Source organism: Micromonospora sp. NPDC005161 (assembly GCF_053599855.1).
In genome coordinates this window covers 162,410-178,299 of the sequence record NZ_JBSFYQ010000005.1, presented here as the reverse complement: position 1 = coordinate 178,299, position 15,890 = coordinate 162,410, and the positions used below count along the sequence as shown (strand labels likewise).

The 15,890-nt window shown below is 73.3% G+C and carries 10 protein-coding genes; 7 read left to right on the top strand and 3 right to left on the bottom strand.

The features are described 5' to 3' along the window. The first annotated feature begins 55 nt into the window (after positions 1-55). The 6 genes from ACWD5O_RS07440 to ACWD5O_RS07415 all read left to right on the top strand — a co-directional run bounded on the left by ACWD5O_RS07440 (position 56) and on the right by ACWD5O_RS07415 (position 7,480). On the top strand, positions 56-3,424 hold the full coding sequence (locus ACWD5O_RS07440; RefSeq protein ID WP_354965016.1) for an error-prone DNA polymerase: 3,369 nt from the start codon (positions 56-58) through the stop codon (positions 3,422-3,424). A gap of 96 nt (positions 3,425-3,520) precedes the next feature. After that, complete coding sequence (locus ACWD5O_RS07435) at positions 3,521-3,694, top strand: hypothetical protein (RefSeq protein WP_354965015.1); 174 nt, start codon at positions 3,521-3,523, stop codon at positions 3,692-3,694. A 3-nt stretch (positions 3,695-3,697) separates the two neighbouring features. Beyond that, positions 3,698-4,474: a methyltransferase domain-containing protein gene (locus tag ACWD5O_RS07430; RefSeq protein ID WP_450084840.1), complete on the top strand. Its 777-nt coding sequence runs from the start codon at positions 3,698-3,700 to the stop codon at positions 4,472-4,474. Then, a complete protein-coding gene (locus ACWD5O_RS07425) occupies positions 4,471-5,643 on the top strand; it encodes an alkaline phosphatase family protein (RefSeq protein WP_450084839.1) in 1,173 nt (390 codons plus the stop codon). The genes ACWD5O_RS07430 and ACWD5O_RS07425 overlap by 4 nt, the downstream gene beginning before the upstream one ends. A 62-nt stretch (positions 5,644-5,705) precedes the next feature. Beyond that, positions 5,706-6,965, top strand: a complete 1,260-nt coding sequence (locus ACWD5O_RS07420) for a DNA polymerase IV (protein WP_450084838.1) — start codon at positions 5,706-5,708, stop codon at positions 6,963-6,965. 116 nt (positions 6,966-7,081) lie between these two features. Continuing rightward, positions 7,082-7,480 (top strand): DUF3040 domain-containing protein, encoded by a 399-nt coding sequence (locus ACWD5O_RS07415; RefSeq protein WP_074313058.1) that lies wholly within the window; start codon positions 7,082-7,084, stop codon positions 7,478-7,480. A 226-nt stretch (positions 7,481-7,706) separates the two neighbouring features. On the opposite strand, the gene ACWD5O_RS07410 is transcribed toward ACWD5O_RS07415, so the two are convergent. From ACWD5O_RS07410 to ACWD5O_RS07400, 3 genes are read right to left on the bottom strand one after another with little or no spacing between them, the layout of a single operon-like run. Next, positions 7,707-10,175 (bottom strand): transglutaminase family protein, encoded by a 2,469-nt coding sequence (locus ACWD5O_RS07410; protein WP_450084837.1) that lies wholly within the window; start codon positions 10,173-10,175, stop codon positions 7,707-7,709. A 16-nt stretch (positions 10,176-10,191) separates the two neighbouring features. Continuing rightward, the gene (locus ACWD5O_RS07405; RefSeq protein ID WP_354965010.1) at positions 10,192-11,490 is read right to left on the bottom strand and encodes a DUF58 domain-containing protein; all 1,299 of its coding nucleotides are present in this window, start codon (positions 11,488-11,490) and stop codon (positions 10,192-10,194) included. A gap of 1 nt (position 11,491) precedes the next feature. After that, the gene (locus ACWD5O_RS07400; protein ID WP_354965009.1) at positions 11,492-12,544 is read right to left on the bottom strand and encodes an AAA family ATPase; all 1,053 of its coding nucleotides are present in this window, start codon (positions 12,542-12,544) and stop codon (positions 11,492-11,494) included. A 401-nt stretch (positions 12,545-12,945) separates the two neighbouring features. Here ACWD5O_RS07400 and leuS point away from each other — a divergent pair, with 401 nt between their 5' ends. Beyond that, positions 12,946-15,786 carry a leucine--tRNA ligase gene (leuS, locus tag ACWD5O_RS07395; RefSeq protein ID WP_450084836.1) on the top strand — a complete coding sequence of 947 codons (2,841 nt, stop codon included), beginning with the start codon at positions 12,946-12,948 and terminating at the stop codon, positions 15,784-15,786. Positions 15,787-15,890: the final 104 nt, after the last annotated feature.

Genomic DNA, 15,890 nt, shown 5'->3' with positions numbered 1-15,890 from the left:
TTTATGACTCTCAGGTATATCGCTCACCGCCCCTCTCGCCGCCGGAGCCGGCCGGATGAGCTTTCACAACCCGAAGATGCCCTGGTCGGAGCTGGAACGGGTGCTCTCCGGCCGGGCCGACGACAAACGGGGGAGCCGGGGCGAGCGGCACCTGCACGTGGTGGACCCGCTCGCCGTGGACGCCGACGGCGGGGACTCCCCGGCCTGGAGCCGCCGGCGCGAGCAGTACCAGCCGCCGGAGCTGGCCCGCCCCGACGGTGTGGTGCCCTACGCGGAGCTGCACGCGCACACCAACTTCAGCTTCCTCGACGGCGCCAGCCATCCGGAGGAGCTGGCCGAGGAGGCGGCCCGGCTGGGGCTCACCGCCCTCGCCGTCACCGATCACGACGGCTTCTACGGTGTGGTCCGCTTCGCCGAGGCGGCCCGCGCGCTGGCCCTGCCGACCATCTTCGGCGCGGAGCTCTCCCTCGGGCTGCCCGGTCCGCAGAACGGCGAGCCCGACCCGCACGGCGCGCACCTGCTGGTGCTCGCGCACGGCCACGAGGGGTACGCCCGGCTGGCCACCACCATCGCCCGCGCCCAGCTGCGCGGCGGGGAGAAGGGCCGCCCGGTCTACGGGGAGCTGGAGGAGGTCGCCGCCGAGCTGCGCGACCACGTGCTGGTGCTGACCGGCTGCCGCAAGGGCCACGTGCCGGCGGCGCTGCTCACCGAGGGAGTGGACGCGGCGGCCCGCGAGCTGGACCGGCTGACCGCGCTCTTCGGCGCGGAGACGGTGGCGGTGGAGCTGACCGACCACGGCCACCCCGTCGACGCCGACCGCAACGACGCGCTCGCCGACCTGGCCGCCGCGGCCGGGCTGCCGACGGTGGCCAGCAACAACGTGCACTACGCCAGCCCCGGCCGGCGGCGGCTGGCCACCACGGTCGCCGCCGTCCGGGCCCGGCGCAGCCTGGACGAGATCGACGGCTGGCTGCCCGCGGCGGCCACCGCCCACCTGCGCAGCGGCGCGGAGATGGCGGCCCGGTTCGCCGCGTACCCGGGCGCGGTGGCCCGGGCCGCCGAGTTCGGCGCCGAGCTGGCCTTCGACCTCCAACTGGTCGCGCCGCAGCTGCCGGCGTACCCGGTGCCGCCGGGGCACACCGAGATGAGCTGGCTGCGCAAGCTGACCGCCGACGGGGCGCGGGAGCGCTACGGTCCGCCGCAGGCGCACCCAACGGCGTACGCGCAGCTCGACCACGAGCTGAACATGATCGAGGAGCTGGGCTTCCCCGGCTACTTCCTGGTGGTCTACGACATCGTCGCGTTCTGCCGTGCGCAGGACATCTACTGCCAGGGCCGGGGTTCGGCGGCCAACTCGGCGGTCTGCTACGCGCTGCGGATCACCAACGTGGACGCCGTCCGGCACCGGTTGCTCTTCGAGCGTTTCCTCGCCCCGGAGCGGGACGGCCCGCCGGACATCGACGTGGACATCGAGTCCGACCGCCGGGAGGAGGTGATCCAGCACGTCTACACCCGCTACGGCCGGGAGCACGCCGCCCAGGTCGCCAACGTCATCTCCTACCGGCCCCGGTCGGCGGTGCGGGACGTGGCCAAGGCGTTCGGCTTCTCACCCGGCCAGCAGGACGCCTGGAGCAAGCAGATCGACCGGTGGGGTTCGGTCGCGACGGTCGACGTCGAGGACATCCCCGAGCAGGTGGTCGAGTACGCCAACGAGTTGCAGACGTTCCCCCGGCACCTGGGCATCCACTCCGGCGGCATGGTGATCTGCGACCGGCCGGTGATCGAGGTCTGCCCGGTGGAGTGGGGGCGGATGCCCGGGCGCAGCGTGCTCCAGTGGGACAAGGACGACTGCGCGGCGGTCGGTCTAGTCAAGTTCGACCTGCTCGGCCTCGGCATGCTCTCCGCGCTGCACTACGGCTACGACATGATCGGCATGAGCCTGGACCTCGGCGACATGACGCTGGACGACCCGGAGGTCTACGACATGCTCTGCCGGGCGGACTCGGTCGGGGTGTTCCAGGTGGAGAGCCGCGCCCAGATGGCCACCCTGCCCCGGCTCAAACCCCGCGAGTTCTACGACCTGGTGGTCGAGGTGGCGCTGATCCGGCCCGGCCCGATCCAGGGCGGCTCGGTGCACCCGTTCATCCGGCGCAAGAACGGCCTGGAGCCGGTGACCTTCGCGCACCCGCTGATGCGCAACGCGTTGGAGAAGACCCTGGGCGTGCCGCTGTTCCAGGAGCAGCTGATGCAGCTCGCCATCGACCTGGCCGGCTTCGACGCGGCCGAGGCCGACCAACTGCGCCGGGCGATGGGCGCCAAACGCTCGGTCGAGCGGATGACCCGCATCGCCGACCGGCTCTACGCCGGGATGGCCGAGCGGGGCATCACCGGCGAGCTGGCCGACGACGTCTACCGCAAGCTCACCGCGTTCGCCAGCTACGGCTTTCCGGAGAGCCACGCGATGAGCTTCGCCTACCTGGTCTACGCCAGCTCCTGGCTCAAGCGCTACCACCCGGCGCCGTTCCTGGCCGCGCTGCTGAACGCCCAGCCGATGGGCTTCTACTCCCCACAGACCCTGGTGGACGACGCTCGCCGGCACGGGGTGGAGGTACGCCGCCCGGACATCAACGCCAGCGGGTCGAAGGCGGTGCTGGAGTCCACCCCGGACACCCGGTGGGGCAGCGGCCCGGGGGAGCCGCCGCACGCCTGGGGGCTGGGCGGCCCGGCGGTCCGGCTCGGGCTGTCCGGCGTGCGGACCCTCGGCGCCGAGGTGGCCGAGCGGATCGAGGCCGAACGGGCGACCGGTGGACCGTACCGGGACATGCCGGACCTGGCCCGGCGGGTCGGTCTCACCGCCGCGCAGCTGGAGGCGCTGGCCACCGCGGACGCGTTCGCCTGTTTCGGGCTGACCCGGCGGGAAGCGCTCTGGGCTGCCGGCGCGGCGGCCCAGGACCGGCCGGGTCGGCTGCCCGGCACGGTGACCGGCGCGGCGGCACCCACCCTGCCCGGGATGGAGGCGGTGGATCGGCTGGTCGCCGACGTGTGGGCCACCGGGCTGTCGCCGGAGAGCCATCCGGCCCGGTTCATCCGGGGTCAGCTCGACGTGCTCGGCGCGGTGCCGATCGCCCGGCTCGGCCGGGTGGAGCCCGGGCAGCGGATCCGGGTCGGCGGCATCGTCACCCACCGGCAGCGCCCGGCGACCGCGGGCGGGGTCACCTTCCTCAACCTGGAGGACGAGACCGGGATGCTCAACGTCACCTGCTCGCCGGGGCTGTGGCAGCGCTACCGGCGGGTGGCCCGGACCAGCGCCGCGCTGGTGGTCCGTGGGCGGCTGGAGCGGAACGAGGGGGTGACCAACCTCGTTGCCGACCGGCTGGACGCCATCGAGCCACCGGTCAGCCCCGCATCCCGTGACTTCCGCTGATTCAGTGATCCACATTACGGTTTCCGGCGCCGCCGAGCGGGAGACTCGTGCCGAGCGGGCAGAGCGGCCCGTGAGCCACGAGGGGAATGAACAGCGATGGGGAATCACACGTACACCGGTGGAATCGCCAACTCCCGGCGGACCCGGCTCGGCGCGGGCTGGATGCCGTCGCACCTCGCCGACCCTCGCGAGTACGAGGTGACCAACGGTCCGGTCGCCAACGAGCGGCGATCCCGCGCGGAGGACGAGGTCGAGGGCGGCGAGTCCTGACCGATGGACCGGGTGACTAGGCTCGACCGGGTGGAGCAGACCCGAGGCCGGTTCACCGGGCCGCCGCTGACCCCCCGTACCGCCGTGATCTGGTCGGTGCTCCGCGCCGAGCTGGACCGGCGCGGCGACGCCGAGCTCACCGTGCTGGACGTGGGCGGCGGCACGGGCGGCTTCGCCGTCCCGCTGGCCCGCGCCGGGCACCGCGTCACCGTGGTCGACGCCAGCCCCGACGCGCTGGCCGCGCTCACCCGCCGGGCCGCCGAGGCCGGGGTGGCCGACCGGATCGCCGCCGTGCAGGGCGATGGGGACGCCCTCGCGGGGCTGGTCGAGCCGGCCGGCGTCGACCTGGTGCTCTGCCACGCCGTGCTGGAGGTCGTCGACGACCCGGCGGCGGTGGTGGCCGCGCTGGCCACCGCGCTGCGCCCGGGCGGCGCGGCCAGCGTGCTGGTGGCCGGCCGGGCCGCCGCCGTGCTGGGCCGGGCGATGAACGGTCACCTGGACGTCGCGGCGGCGCTGGCCGCCGACCCGGCCGGCACCGCCGGACCACGGGACACGCTGCGCCGTCGCTACGACGCCTCGGGCGCCGCCGCGCTGCTCGGCGCCGCCGGGCTGGCGGTCGAGGAGATCCACGGGGTACGCGTGCTGGCCGACCTGCTGCCGGCCGCGGTGGCCGACGGGCAGTCGGCCGCGCTGGTGGAGCTGGAACGGGTGCTCGCCGCCCACCCCCCGTACCGGGATCTGGCCGCCCAGCTGCACCTGTTCGCCCGCCGGCCGGCATGACCGCCCTGCCGGGTGGGGCGCCGGCGCCGCTGGCCGTCCTCGATCCGGGTCACGGCGGGGGGTGCCTCGCTGACGTGCTGCCCAGCGCGCTGGCCGTGCTGGGCGTGCCCGGGTCGGCCGATCCGCTCGGGCTGGTCCCCGCGCTGGCCGGGGTACGCCGGGTCGCCGTGCTGCTGGTCGACGGGCTCGGCTGGTATCAGCTGCCGACCGTCGCCCCGTACGCGCCGATCCTCGCCGGGCTCGCCGCGACGGTGGGCCGGCCGCTCATCGCCGGTTTCCCGTCCACCACCCCGACCAGCCTGGCGACCCTCGGCACCGGCGTCGCGCCGGGCGCGCACGGGGTGCTCGGCTTCACCGTGCGGGTGCCCGGCACCGACCGGGTGCTGACCCACACCGACTGGGCCGCCGACCCGTCGCCGCTGCGCTGGCAGCCGGTGCCCACCCAGCTGGAACGGGCCCGCGCCGCGGGGGTGGCGGTGACCGTGGTGAGCCGGCCGGAGTTCGGCGGCAGCGGGTTGACCCTGGCCGCCAACCGGGGTGGCGACTTCCGGGGCGCAACTGGCGTGGACGCCGTGGCCGCCACCATGCTGGCCGCGCTGGCCGCCGGCCCCGGGCCCACCCTGGTCTCCGGCTACCACCCCGACCTCGATCGGCACGGCCACCTCGGCGGGGTCGACTCGGCGCCCTGGCGGATCGCCGCCAGCCAGGTGGACGCCCTGCTCACCCGGCTGGTCGACGGGCTGCCGCCGGACGCGGCGCTGCTGGTGACCGCCGACCACGGCCAGCTCAACGTGCCCATCACACACCGCTTCGACCTGGACACCGATCCGCGGCTGCGCGCCGGTGTGCGGCTGGTGGCCGGCGAGGCCCGGGTGCGTTACCTGCATGTCGTACCGGGTGCGCTCGACGACGTGGTGGCCGCATGGTCGGCAGTGCTCGGCGGCGCGGCGCGGGTCCGCACCCGGGACGAGGTGGTGGCCAGCGGCTGGTTCGGGCCGGTGCCCGAGGAGCACCTGGGTCGCATCGGTGATGTGGTGGTGAGCTGCAACGACACGTACGCGGTCCTGGCGACCCGCACCGAGCCACCGATGGCGTCCCGGCTGGTGGCGTACCACGGGTCGGACACCGCCGCCGAGCTGGCCGTGCCGCTGCTGGTGGTCCGCGGCTGAGCGACGGGTGGCACGCCCCGTCGGTCGCTGGTGATGTCGTACCCCCGGGTTAACCTGCCGGGATGGGCCGCAGCCAATCGTTGCCCCGGGGCGGCGATCCGCGCTTCGGGCCGGACGCCGACGACTCCGGCAGCCCGATCCTGCACGTCGACATGGATGCCTTCTTCGCCGCCGTCGAGGTGCGCCGCCGGCCCGAGTTGCGGGGCCGACCGGTGGTCGTCGGCGGCGTCGGGCCGCGCGGCGTGGTCAGCTCGGCCAGCTACGAGGCCCGCCGCTACGGCGTCCGCAGCGCGATGCCGACCAGCCAGGCCCGGGCCCGCTGCCCGAACGCGGTCTATCTGCCACCGGATTTCACCGCCTACACCCCCGCCTCCCGGGCCGTCATGCAGATCTTCCGGGACGTCACTCCGCTGGTCGAGCCGCTCTCCCTCGACGAGGCGTTCCTCGACGTGACCGGAGCCCGTCGGCTGTTCGGCTCCCCGGCCGCCATCGCCCGGCTGATCCGCCGCCGGGTCTCCGACGAGCAGGGGCTGACCTGCTCGGTCGGGGTGGCGCCGAGCAAGTTCGTCGCCAAGCTGGGTTCCACCCGGGCCAAGCCGGACGGCATGCTGGTCGTGCCCCCGGGGCAGGTGCTCGACTTTCTGCACCCCCTGCCGGTGGACGCGCTCTGGGGGGTGGGGGAGCGCGCCGCCGAGTCGCTGCGCCGGCTCGGCCTGTCCACCGTCGGCGACCTCGCCGAGGCCCCGGTGGGCATGCTCCGCCGGGCGGTCGGTGCGGCATCGGCGGCGCACCTGCACGAGCTGGCCTGGGGGCGGGACCCCCGCCGGGTCAGCCCTGAGCATGTCGACAAGTCGATCGGCGCCGAGGCGACCTTCGACGCCGACGTGGCCGACCCGGTGGAGATCCGCCGCGCCCTGCTCGCGCTCAGCGCGAAGGTCGGCGTCCGGTTGCGCGGCTCCGGGCAGGTGGGGCGCACCGTGACACTCAAGGTGCGGCTGGCCGACTTCCGCACCGTCAACCGCTCCCGCACCCTCGGCGTCCCCACCGACACCGCCCGCGAGATGTTCGACACGGTCTGGGCGCTCTACACCGCGCTGGACCCGGGCGAGCGGATCCGGCTCGTCGGTGTCCGGGTGGAGGGGCTCGCCCCGGCGCTGGGCGCGCCCCGCCAGCTCACCCTCGGCGCGCCCGAGCGTGGCTGGCGTGAGGCGGAAGCTGCCGCGGACGCCGCTGCTGCCCGATTCGGGCGGTCCGTCATAGGTCCGGCCAGTCTCCTGGGCGACCGTGACCCCCGTCGAAACGAAAATCCACCCCACCGGTAGGTCGTCCCGCTTTCCGACGCGCGACCCCCCTCGTAGACTTGCGGGTAAGCAGCCGGTTGGCTGCCACGGTCTGTCGGCCCGAGTGGGCCCGACCAACGTGACCGGGGAGGAGTGCCGTGCCGCTCTCGGAGCACGAGCAGCGGCTGTTCGAGCAGATCGAGCGGTCGCTTGCCGAGGACCCCAAATTCGCCTCGGCCGTGCGCGCCAGCGATCCGCGCTTCCACGCGCGGCGTCGCCTGCTCGTCGCTGCTGGCGTGATAATCGCTGGCTTGGCTCTACTGGTCTATGGCGCGGTGATCAAGACTCCACCGCTGGCGGTGGCGGGCTTTGTCGTCATGCTGGCCTCGGCCGCGTTCGCGGTGCAGTCGCACCGGCGGGCGCAGTCACCCGACCTGCACGTGGTGGGTGGCACGACCAGTCGTCGCCGTCCCCGCGGCGGCCGATCTGGTCGTCGGCCGTCGATCCTGGACCGCATGGAGGACAGGTGGCGGCAGCGCCCGGAGGGGCACCGCTGAGCCGGTCCCGCCGCTGAGGCGGGCCGTACGCCGCGACGAGCGGGTCGCCGGGATCAGTCCCGGCGACCGCTGAGGTATCCGTGTGCCCATCGCACTGTAGGCGAAGCCGTGCGGCTTCCGGCGACCACCCGAAATCAAGTGACCATGGGGGCACCGCGGGGCGGAGAGCCCGGGTGGCCCGGGGCGACGGCCGATGGACCGCCACCCCGAGCCGGACGGACGTCGCTCAGCGGGCCGCCCGGTCGGCCAGCAGCCGACGCGGATTCCAGCGGAGCAGCCGGTACCGGGCCCGCCCGGTCAGCGCCACCATCCGGCCGGAGTTGTCCGCCAGGGCGGTCCGCCAGCGCAGCAGCACCGACGGCGGCAGCACGGTGGCGAGCAGTCGGGTCCGGCGGTTCGCCCGGGCGGCGAGCGCACCGCGGACCGCGCGCAGCGCCGGCACCAGCGGTTCACCGGTCAGCGGATCCCGCGCGTAACGGGCCCGCTCCTCAGCTCGGCCGAGCAGCCGCGCCGCGCCGACCGCCGCGGTGTCATCGCTGAAGGTCTCCCGGACCAGCCGGTCCGCGGTCGCCCGGGGTGTTTCGGTCCGGTCGACCCGGACCTGGAAGTCCACCAGCGTGTCGAGCAGCTCCGCCCAGGCGGCGTGCGCGTCCGCGCGAGCCCGGTTGGCATCCGGCCCGACCACCATCACACGCGTCCCGTCCACCGACGCGGTGTCGTTCGGAGCGGCGGTCATCGCAGCGTCCGCCGCCCGGCCACCCCGCCGTCGGCGCAGCGCCAGCCGGCGCAGTGCCGGCACCGCCAGCAGTGCCAGCAGTGCCAGCAGACCCGCCGTCCACCACGGCCACACCGGCGGCTGATCGGCCGGCGTCTCGCCGGCGACGGAGAGCCCCGAGTCGAGGTCCCGATCGGCGTTGTCCGGACCGGCCGGGCCGCCCGACGCGCCGGGGTCCGCCGTGGCGCCCGAGGTGCCGGGGTCTGGGCTGGATGGTTCCGGCGCGTCGATGTCCGGTGCCCAGGCCGACCGGGTCGAGCCCGGCACACCGTACGACGGCGTGGCGTCGAACGGCACCCAGCCGACCCCGTCGAAGTAGACCTCGGTCCAGGCGTGCAGGTTGAGGTTGGTCAGCGTGTAGGTGTCGCCGTCCCGCTTGCTGCCGTTGGTGAACCCGAACGCCACCCGGGCCGGGATGCCGGCGCTGCGCACCAGCCAGGCCATCGCCGCGGCGTACTGCTGGCAGTAGCCGACCTTGTTGGTCAGGAAGTTGACGATGTCCTCGCCGCTGCTGCCGCTCTCGGTGCTGAGCCGGTAGCTGAACCCGTTGTCCGCCGAGAAGTGCTGGTAGATCGCCAGCACCCGGTCGTAGTCGGTGCGCTTGCCCTGGACCAGGCCCTTGACCAGCTCCTCAACCTCGGGCACCGCCCCGGGAGTGGCGGTCAGCTGCCGGCGTACCGGATGGTCGGCCGGCAGCGGCTGTGCGGCCCGCAGCGCCGCCGGGGTGTACGTCGAGCGGATGTAGTCGAAGGAGTACTTCTTGCCCCGGGAGTTGTCCCGGTTGGAGAAGACGACCTGCTGGTTGGGGTCGTAGAGCCAGTTGCCGTTGAGGTCCTCGGTGCGCACCGGCTCGGCGTACACCGGCATCAGGGACATGCTCAGGCTTTTGGTGACCTCGACGGTCGCCTGGTAGCGGGCCTGCTGGACGCCCGGGCCAACCCGCTCGGTCGGGTCCGGCAGGTCCCGGTTGACCGGCCGGCCAATGGGGTTGCGCGCCTGGAACCCGTTCGTGCGCAGCTCGTCCGCGACGGCGTAGCGCAGGTAGAACGGACTCGGCTCGGACGTGGTCACCTTGACCAGGTCGGCCACCTCGGACTGGTTGAGCTGGCCGGCGAGCGAGGCGAACAGGTCGATCCGGCCCGATGAGCCCGCACCCGCGCGGCCGTTGCCGTTGCCCGTGCCGCCACCGAGCGTGTCGAGCAGCCCGCCCGTCATGCCCGGCACGGCCAGCGGCAGCGCCACGGCGATGGCCACCCCGACCACCGCGAGCCGGCGGCCGGCGGCGGCCAGGGGCGAGGCCTCCCACACGTCGACGTCGCGGCCGTCGCCGGTGAACCGGCGGCCGAACCGGCGGACCCGGTCGACGTTGTCGGTGACCAGCAGCCAGAGGTACCCGGCGGCGCCCACCACGAACGGCACCGGGGGGACGCTGTCGACGTAGACGGCGACCGGCACCGAGTAGATCGCGAGCATCGGCAGCCCGGCCAGGGCGGGCCGGCGCAGACCCACCGCCAGCACATCGACCAGTACGGCCACCCCGCCGACGCCGAGCACGGTGATGAACAGCAGGGGGTCGGTGTCCGGTACCTCCACGCCGTACGAGTGCATGTCCTGCATGGAGCCGGTGAACAGCTCGGCGAAGTACCCGAACGTGCCCGGCGTGGGCAGGAAGGTGAGCAGCTCCCCGCCGCTGGGGAACAGCCAGGTCAGGGCGAGCACCAGGGCGGCCAGCATGCCGAGGACCTGACCCCACAGCGGCGCCCGGACGAGCCGGGTCAGCGCGGCGACCCCGGCCACTATCGCGACCGCGATCGCGGACTGGACGAGCCACGTCCAGCTCTGGAAGATGGCCGACAGCGGGGCGGCGGCGAGAAGGGTGGCGGCGGCCGCCACCGGACCGATGTTCCGACTGGCGATCATGAGGGGAGCCTTCCGTTCATCGCACGCCGCCGGCGACCGTCTCGGCCAGCGCGGCGCGCAGGGCGAACCCCTGCGGGCCCCGGCCGGCCTGCGGCCAGAGCGCCGGCAGTCGGCTGCCGTGGTCGACGCCGACCACCCGCCAGCCGCTGTGCAGCATGGCGAGCGCGGCGGCGCCGTGCACGTGCTCCGCCTCGGCCCGGGCCTTCTCGGGCAGGCTGAGCCAGGTGGAGCTGTTCAGCAGGAAGCCGACGCAGGTGGCGCCGTTGCCCCGCAGCCCGGCCAGCAGCTCGGCCTCGGCCACGCTCACCGCGCCGAACAACCCGATGATCAGACCGCCGTCGGCGCGCTGCCGGACCCGCTGCACCAGGCCGGCCACCTCGGCCCGCTGGTCCAACCGGACCTCGGCGAGGTGGTCGAGCAGGGCACCGTCGCCACCGGCCTCCGAGGCGTCCACGTCGACCCCCGAGCCGGTGACCAGCCGCAGCTTGTAGCCGGCCTGCCGCAGGTGTACCGCGATGCTCGCGGCTGCGGAGACGGCCCACTCGAAGCTCGCCGTCGGCCCGTCGCCGCGGTGGCCGTACGCGCGGGTGTCCAGCACGACCGTGGCCCGGCTCTCCCAGGGCTGCTCCTCGCGGCGCACCATCAGCTCACCGGTGCGGGCGGTGGACTTCCAGTGCACCCGGCGCAGGTCGTCGCCGCGCCGGTACTCCCGGGTCGCCGCGTCGTCCTCGCCGTGCACCGCCACCGAGCGGGCCCGGCTGTCGCCGCTGCCGGCGTACTCACCGGGGAGCCGGACCGACGGCAGCGGAGTGACCTGCGGGATGACCGTCAGGTGGTCGGTGCTGGGGAACGCCCGGCTGAGCTCACAGAGACCGAACGGGTCGGTCATCCGGACCACCAGTGGGCCCACGTCGTAGCGGCCCCGCACGTCGGCCCGCACGGTGTACGCCACCGAGCTGGCCTGGTGCGCGCCCAACCGCTCCAGCACCACCCGGGGCCGGCTGCCCAGGGCGTACGGCAGCCGGTCCTCCAGCAGCAGGGTGCCGGTCGGCAGCCGGGAGAGGTTCTGCAGGCGCAGCACCACCCGGGAGTTGGCCCCGACCGGCACACGGTGCGGATCCAGCGATCGGTTGCAGGCCAGCTTGTAGCGGCTGCGCCCGACGTAGGCGGCGGCCAGCAGCGGCAGGATGCCCAGCAGCACGGCCACCCGGAGCAGATCCTTCTCGCCCAGGATGCCGGCCGAGATCGCCGCCGCGACCGCGGCGGCGAGGAACGAGCGCCCGCGGGTGGTCAGCCCGCGCAGCCCGGCACGCACGTCACGGCCTCCGCGGCTCGTAGGGCGCGCGACCGTTGCCGGTGGCGGGCCGGGTGTCGTAGGGGGAGCGCTGCCGGTCGTGTGGCAACGGCAGTCGGTGCACCAGCTCGGAGACGATCGCGTCGGTGGTGCGGCGGGCGAGCTGGGCGTCGGCGGTCGGGATGATCCGGTGCGCGAGCACCGGCACCGCGAGAGCCTGCAGATCGTCGGGGAGGACGTAGTCGCGCCCCTCGAGGGCGGCGACCGCCCGGGCGGTGCGCAGCAGCTGCAGGGTCGCCCGGGGGGAGGCGCCCAGACGCAGGTCGGGGGCTTCGCGGGTGGCGGTGACCAGGTTGATGGCGTACTGCTTTACCGCGTCCGCGACGTGCACCTTCCGGACCGTGGCGATGAGCTGCCGGACGATGTCCGCGTCGGAGACCGGACGCAGCTCGTTCAGTGGGTCCGTGGCGCCGTGCCCGTCCAGCATCGCCAGCTCGGCGCCGGCGTCCGGGTAGCCCATCGCGATCCGGGCGGTGAACCGGTCGCGCTGCGCCTCGGGCAACGGGTAGGTGCCCTCCATCTCGATCGGGTTCTGGGTGGCGATGACCATGAACGGGGTCTGCAGCTGGTATGTCACCCCGTCGACCGTGACCTGCCGCTCTTCCATGCACTCCAGCAGCGCCGACTGGGTCTTCGGCGAGGCCCGGTTGATCTCGTCGCCGACGACCAGGTTGGCGAAGACGGCACCGGGGCGGAACTCGAAGTCGTGCGTCTCCTGGTTGTAGACGCTGACGCCGGTGACATCGCTCGGCAGCAGGTCGGGGGTGAACTGGATCCGCCGCACCGTGCAGTCGATGGACCGCGCGAGGGCCTTGGCCAGCTTGGTCTTGCCGACGCCGGGGACGTCTTCGATGAGGAGGTGGCCCTCGGCGAGCAGGACGGCCAGGGCCAGCCGCACGGTGGCGGTCTTACCCTCGATGACCTGCTCGATGTTGGCCACGATGGCCTCGCTGGCGGCGCGGAACTCGTCGTGCGGCAGCAAGCCGCCCACCTCGTCCCAGGTCTGTTGTGTCACGGGCCTCCTCCTCGTCGCCGTCACTGCAGCTCTGTATAGAGCACCTGGACCCGCCGTTGGGTTCGCGACGTCGAGCCTCGTTTGCCGCAGAAATCTCACTGGCCTCTCAGGCTAACCATGTTTGTCGTTAACGCCGACCCCCGCAGGTAGTCCGTCGGTTACGCACCGATATTCGCCAACTCGGGCGATCGGACCCGGCTCGTCCCGGGCCACGCCAGCCAGGCCCGGCGGCGAGGTACACTGCCGGGCATGGCCGGAGCTTTCCTGCTTCTTACCGGGCCGTGCTGATGCGCTGAACGCGCGACAGCACGGCGGCCCCTCCTGCGCGAGGGGCTTTTTTGTGCCCGTCGCCGGCCGGCCCGGTGGCGCCGAGACGAAGCGAAGCTGAGCGAGGAGAGACCATGAGTGAGGCAGCCGCACCGGCGGGCGACATCCCCCCGTTCCGGTACACCGCGGCCCTGGCCGACGAGATCGAAAACCGTTGGCAGGACATCTGGGCGCGCGAGGGCACGTTCCACGCCCCGAACCCGACCGGCCCGCTGGCCGACCCGGACCACCCCCGGGCCGGTGCGGAGAAGCTGTACGTGCTGGACATGTTCCCCTACCCCTCCGGCGCCGGCCTGCACGTCGGCCACCCGCTGGGCTACATCGGCACCGACTGCTTCGCCCGCTACCAGCGGATGGCCGGGCGCAACGTGCTGCACGCGATGGGCTTCGACGCGTTCGGCCTGCCCGCTGAGCAGTACGCGGTGCAGACCGGCACGCATCCGCGGACCACCACGGTGGCGAACATCGAGCGGTACAAGGCGCAGCTGCGCCGGCTGGGGCTGGCGCATGACGAGCGTCGCTCGGTGGCCACCATCGACACCGACTTCTACCGCTGGACCCAGTGGATCTTCCTGCAGATCTTCAACTCCTGGTACGACCGGGACGCCGGGCGGGCGCGGCCGATCGCCGAGCTGATCGCCGAGTTCGAGGGCGGTAACCGGCCGACTCCGGACGGCCGGGCCTGGGCCGAGCTGAGCATCGCCGAGCGCCGGCAGGTCGTCGACGACCACCGGCTGGCGTACGTCTCGCAGGCCCCGGTGAACTGGTGCCCGGGGCTGGGCACCGTGCTGGCGAACGAGGAGGTCACCGCCGACGGCCGCTCCGAGCGGGGCAACTTCCCGGTCTTCAAGCGCAACCTGAAGCAGTGGATGATGCGGATCACCGCGTACGGTGACCGGCTGCTGGACGACCTGGGCAGCCTGGACTGGCCCGAGGCGATCAAGCACTCGCAGCGCAACTGGATCGGCCGCTCCACCGGCGCGCACATCGACTTCCCGACCGCCGGCGCGCCCGTGCGCGTGTTCACGACCCGGCCGGACACCATCTTCGGCGCCACCTACATGGTGCTGGCGCCCGAGCATGAACTGGTCGACACGCTGGTGCCGACCGCCTGGCCGGAGGGGACGCGGGACGCCTGGACCGGCGGGCACGCCAGCCCGCGTGCGGCCGTCGAGGCGTACCGCAAGGCGGCGGCGGCCAAGACGGACATCGAGCGGCAGGCCGACACCAAGGAGAAGACCGGCGTCTTCATCGGGGCGTACGCCACCAACCCGGTCACCGACGGGCAGATCCCGATCTTCATCGCCGACTACGTGCTGGCCGGCTACGGCACCGGCGCGATCATGGCGGTGCCCGCACAGGACCAGCGGGACTGGGCGTTCGCCGAGGTCTTCGAGCTGCCCATCGTGCGGACCGTGCAGCCGTCGGAGGGCTTCGACGGTAAGGCGTACACCGGGGACGGTCCGGCGATCAACAGCGCGGCGCCCGAGCGCGGCCTGGACCTGGACGGCCTGGGGGTCGCCGACGCCAAGTCGACGATCATCGCCTGGCTGGAGGCGAACGGGCACGGGGCCGGCGCGGTGACCTACCGGCTGCGCGACTGGCTGTTCTCCCGGCAGCGCTACTGGGGTGAGCCCTTCCCGATCGTCTACGACGAGACCGGCGCGGCGATCGCCCTGCCGGACGAGATGCTGCCGGTCGAGCTGCCGGAGGTGGACGACTTCTCGCCGAAGACGTTCGACCCGAACGACGCCGACTCGAACCCGGAGACGCCGCTGTCGCGTCGCCGCGACTGGGTCGAGGTGGAGCTGGACCTGGGTGACGGGCCGAAGCGCTACACCCGGGAGACCAACGTGATGCCGCAGTGGGCCGGCTCCTGCTGGTACGAGCTGCGCTACCTGGACCCGACCAACAGCGAGCGGTTCGTCGGCGCCGAGAACGAGCGGTACTGGATGGGCTCGCGCGGCGAGGGCGACTGCGGGGGGACCGACCTGTACGTCGGCGGCGCCGAGCACGCCGTGCTGCACCTGCTGTACGCGCGGTTCTGGCACAAGGTGCTGTTCGACCTGGGGCACGTGTCGTCGTTCGAGCCGTTCCGCAAGCTGTTCAACCAGGGCATGATCCAGGCGTACGCGTACACCGACTCGCGCGGCAGCTACGTGCAGGCCGAGGAGGTCATCGAGCGCGACGGCGCCTACTACCTGGACGACGTGGTGGTCAACCGCGAGTACGGCAAGATGGGCAAGTCGCTGAAGAACGTGGTGACCCCCGACGACATGTGCGCCGCGTACGGCGCCGACACGTTCCGGGTGTACGAGATGTCGATGGGCCCGCTGGAGGTGTCCCGCCCGTGGGAGACCCGGGCGGTGGTCGGGTCGTACCGGTTCCTGCAGCGGGTCTGGCGGGCGGTGATCGACGAGGAGACCGGTGCGCTGCGGGTCACCGACGAGCCGGCCGACGAGGCGACCCGCCGGCTGCTGCACAAGGTGATCCACGGGGTCCGCGGCGACATGGACGGCATCCGGTTCAACACCGCGATCGCGAAGCTGATCGAGCTGACCAACGGGCTGACCCGGCTGTCGGCGACGCCGCGCGAGGTGGCCGAGCCGCTGGTGCTGATGGTGGCGCCGTTCGCCCCGCACGTCGCCGAGGAGCTGTGGCGTCGGCTGGGCCACGACACGTCGCTGACGTATGTGGACTTCCCGACGGCCGACCCGGCGCTGCTGGTGGTGGACACGGTCACCTATCCGGTGCAGATCAACGGCAAGGTGCGTGGCCGTATCGAGGTTCCGGCCGACTCGTCCGAGGAGACCGTCCGCGCGGCCGCGCTGGAGGCGGTGGCCGCCGCCCTGGCCGGTAAGGAACCTCGCAAGGTCATCGTCGTCCCGGGCCGGGTGGTCTCGGTCGTCGCCTGACACTGTGACGAGCGTTATGACTCAGAGGTATAAATATGCCTCTGAGTCATAACGCTCTCCGGCGCGCACGCGCCGCCGGGCGCGGCACGCCGCCTCCGCGGGCG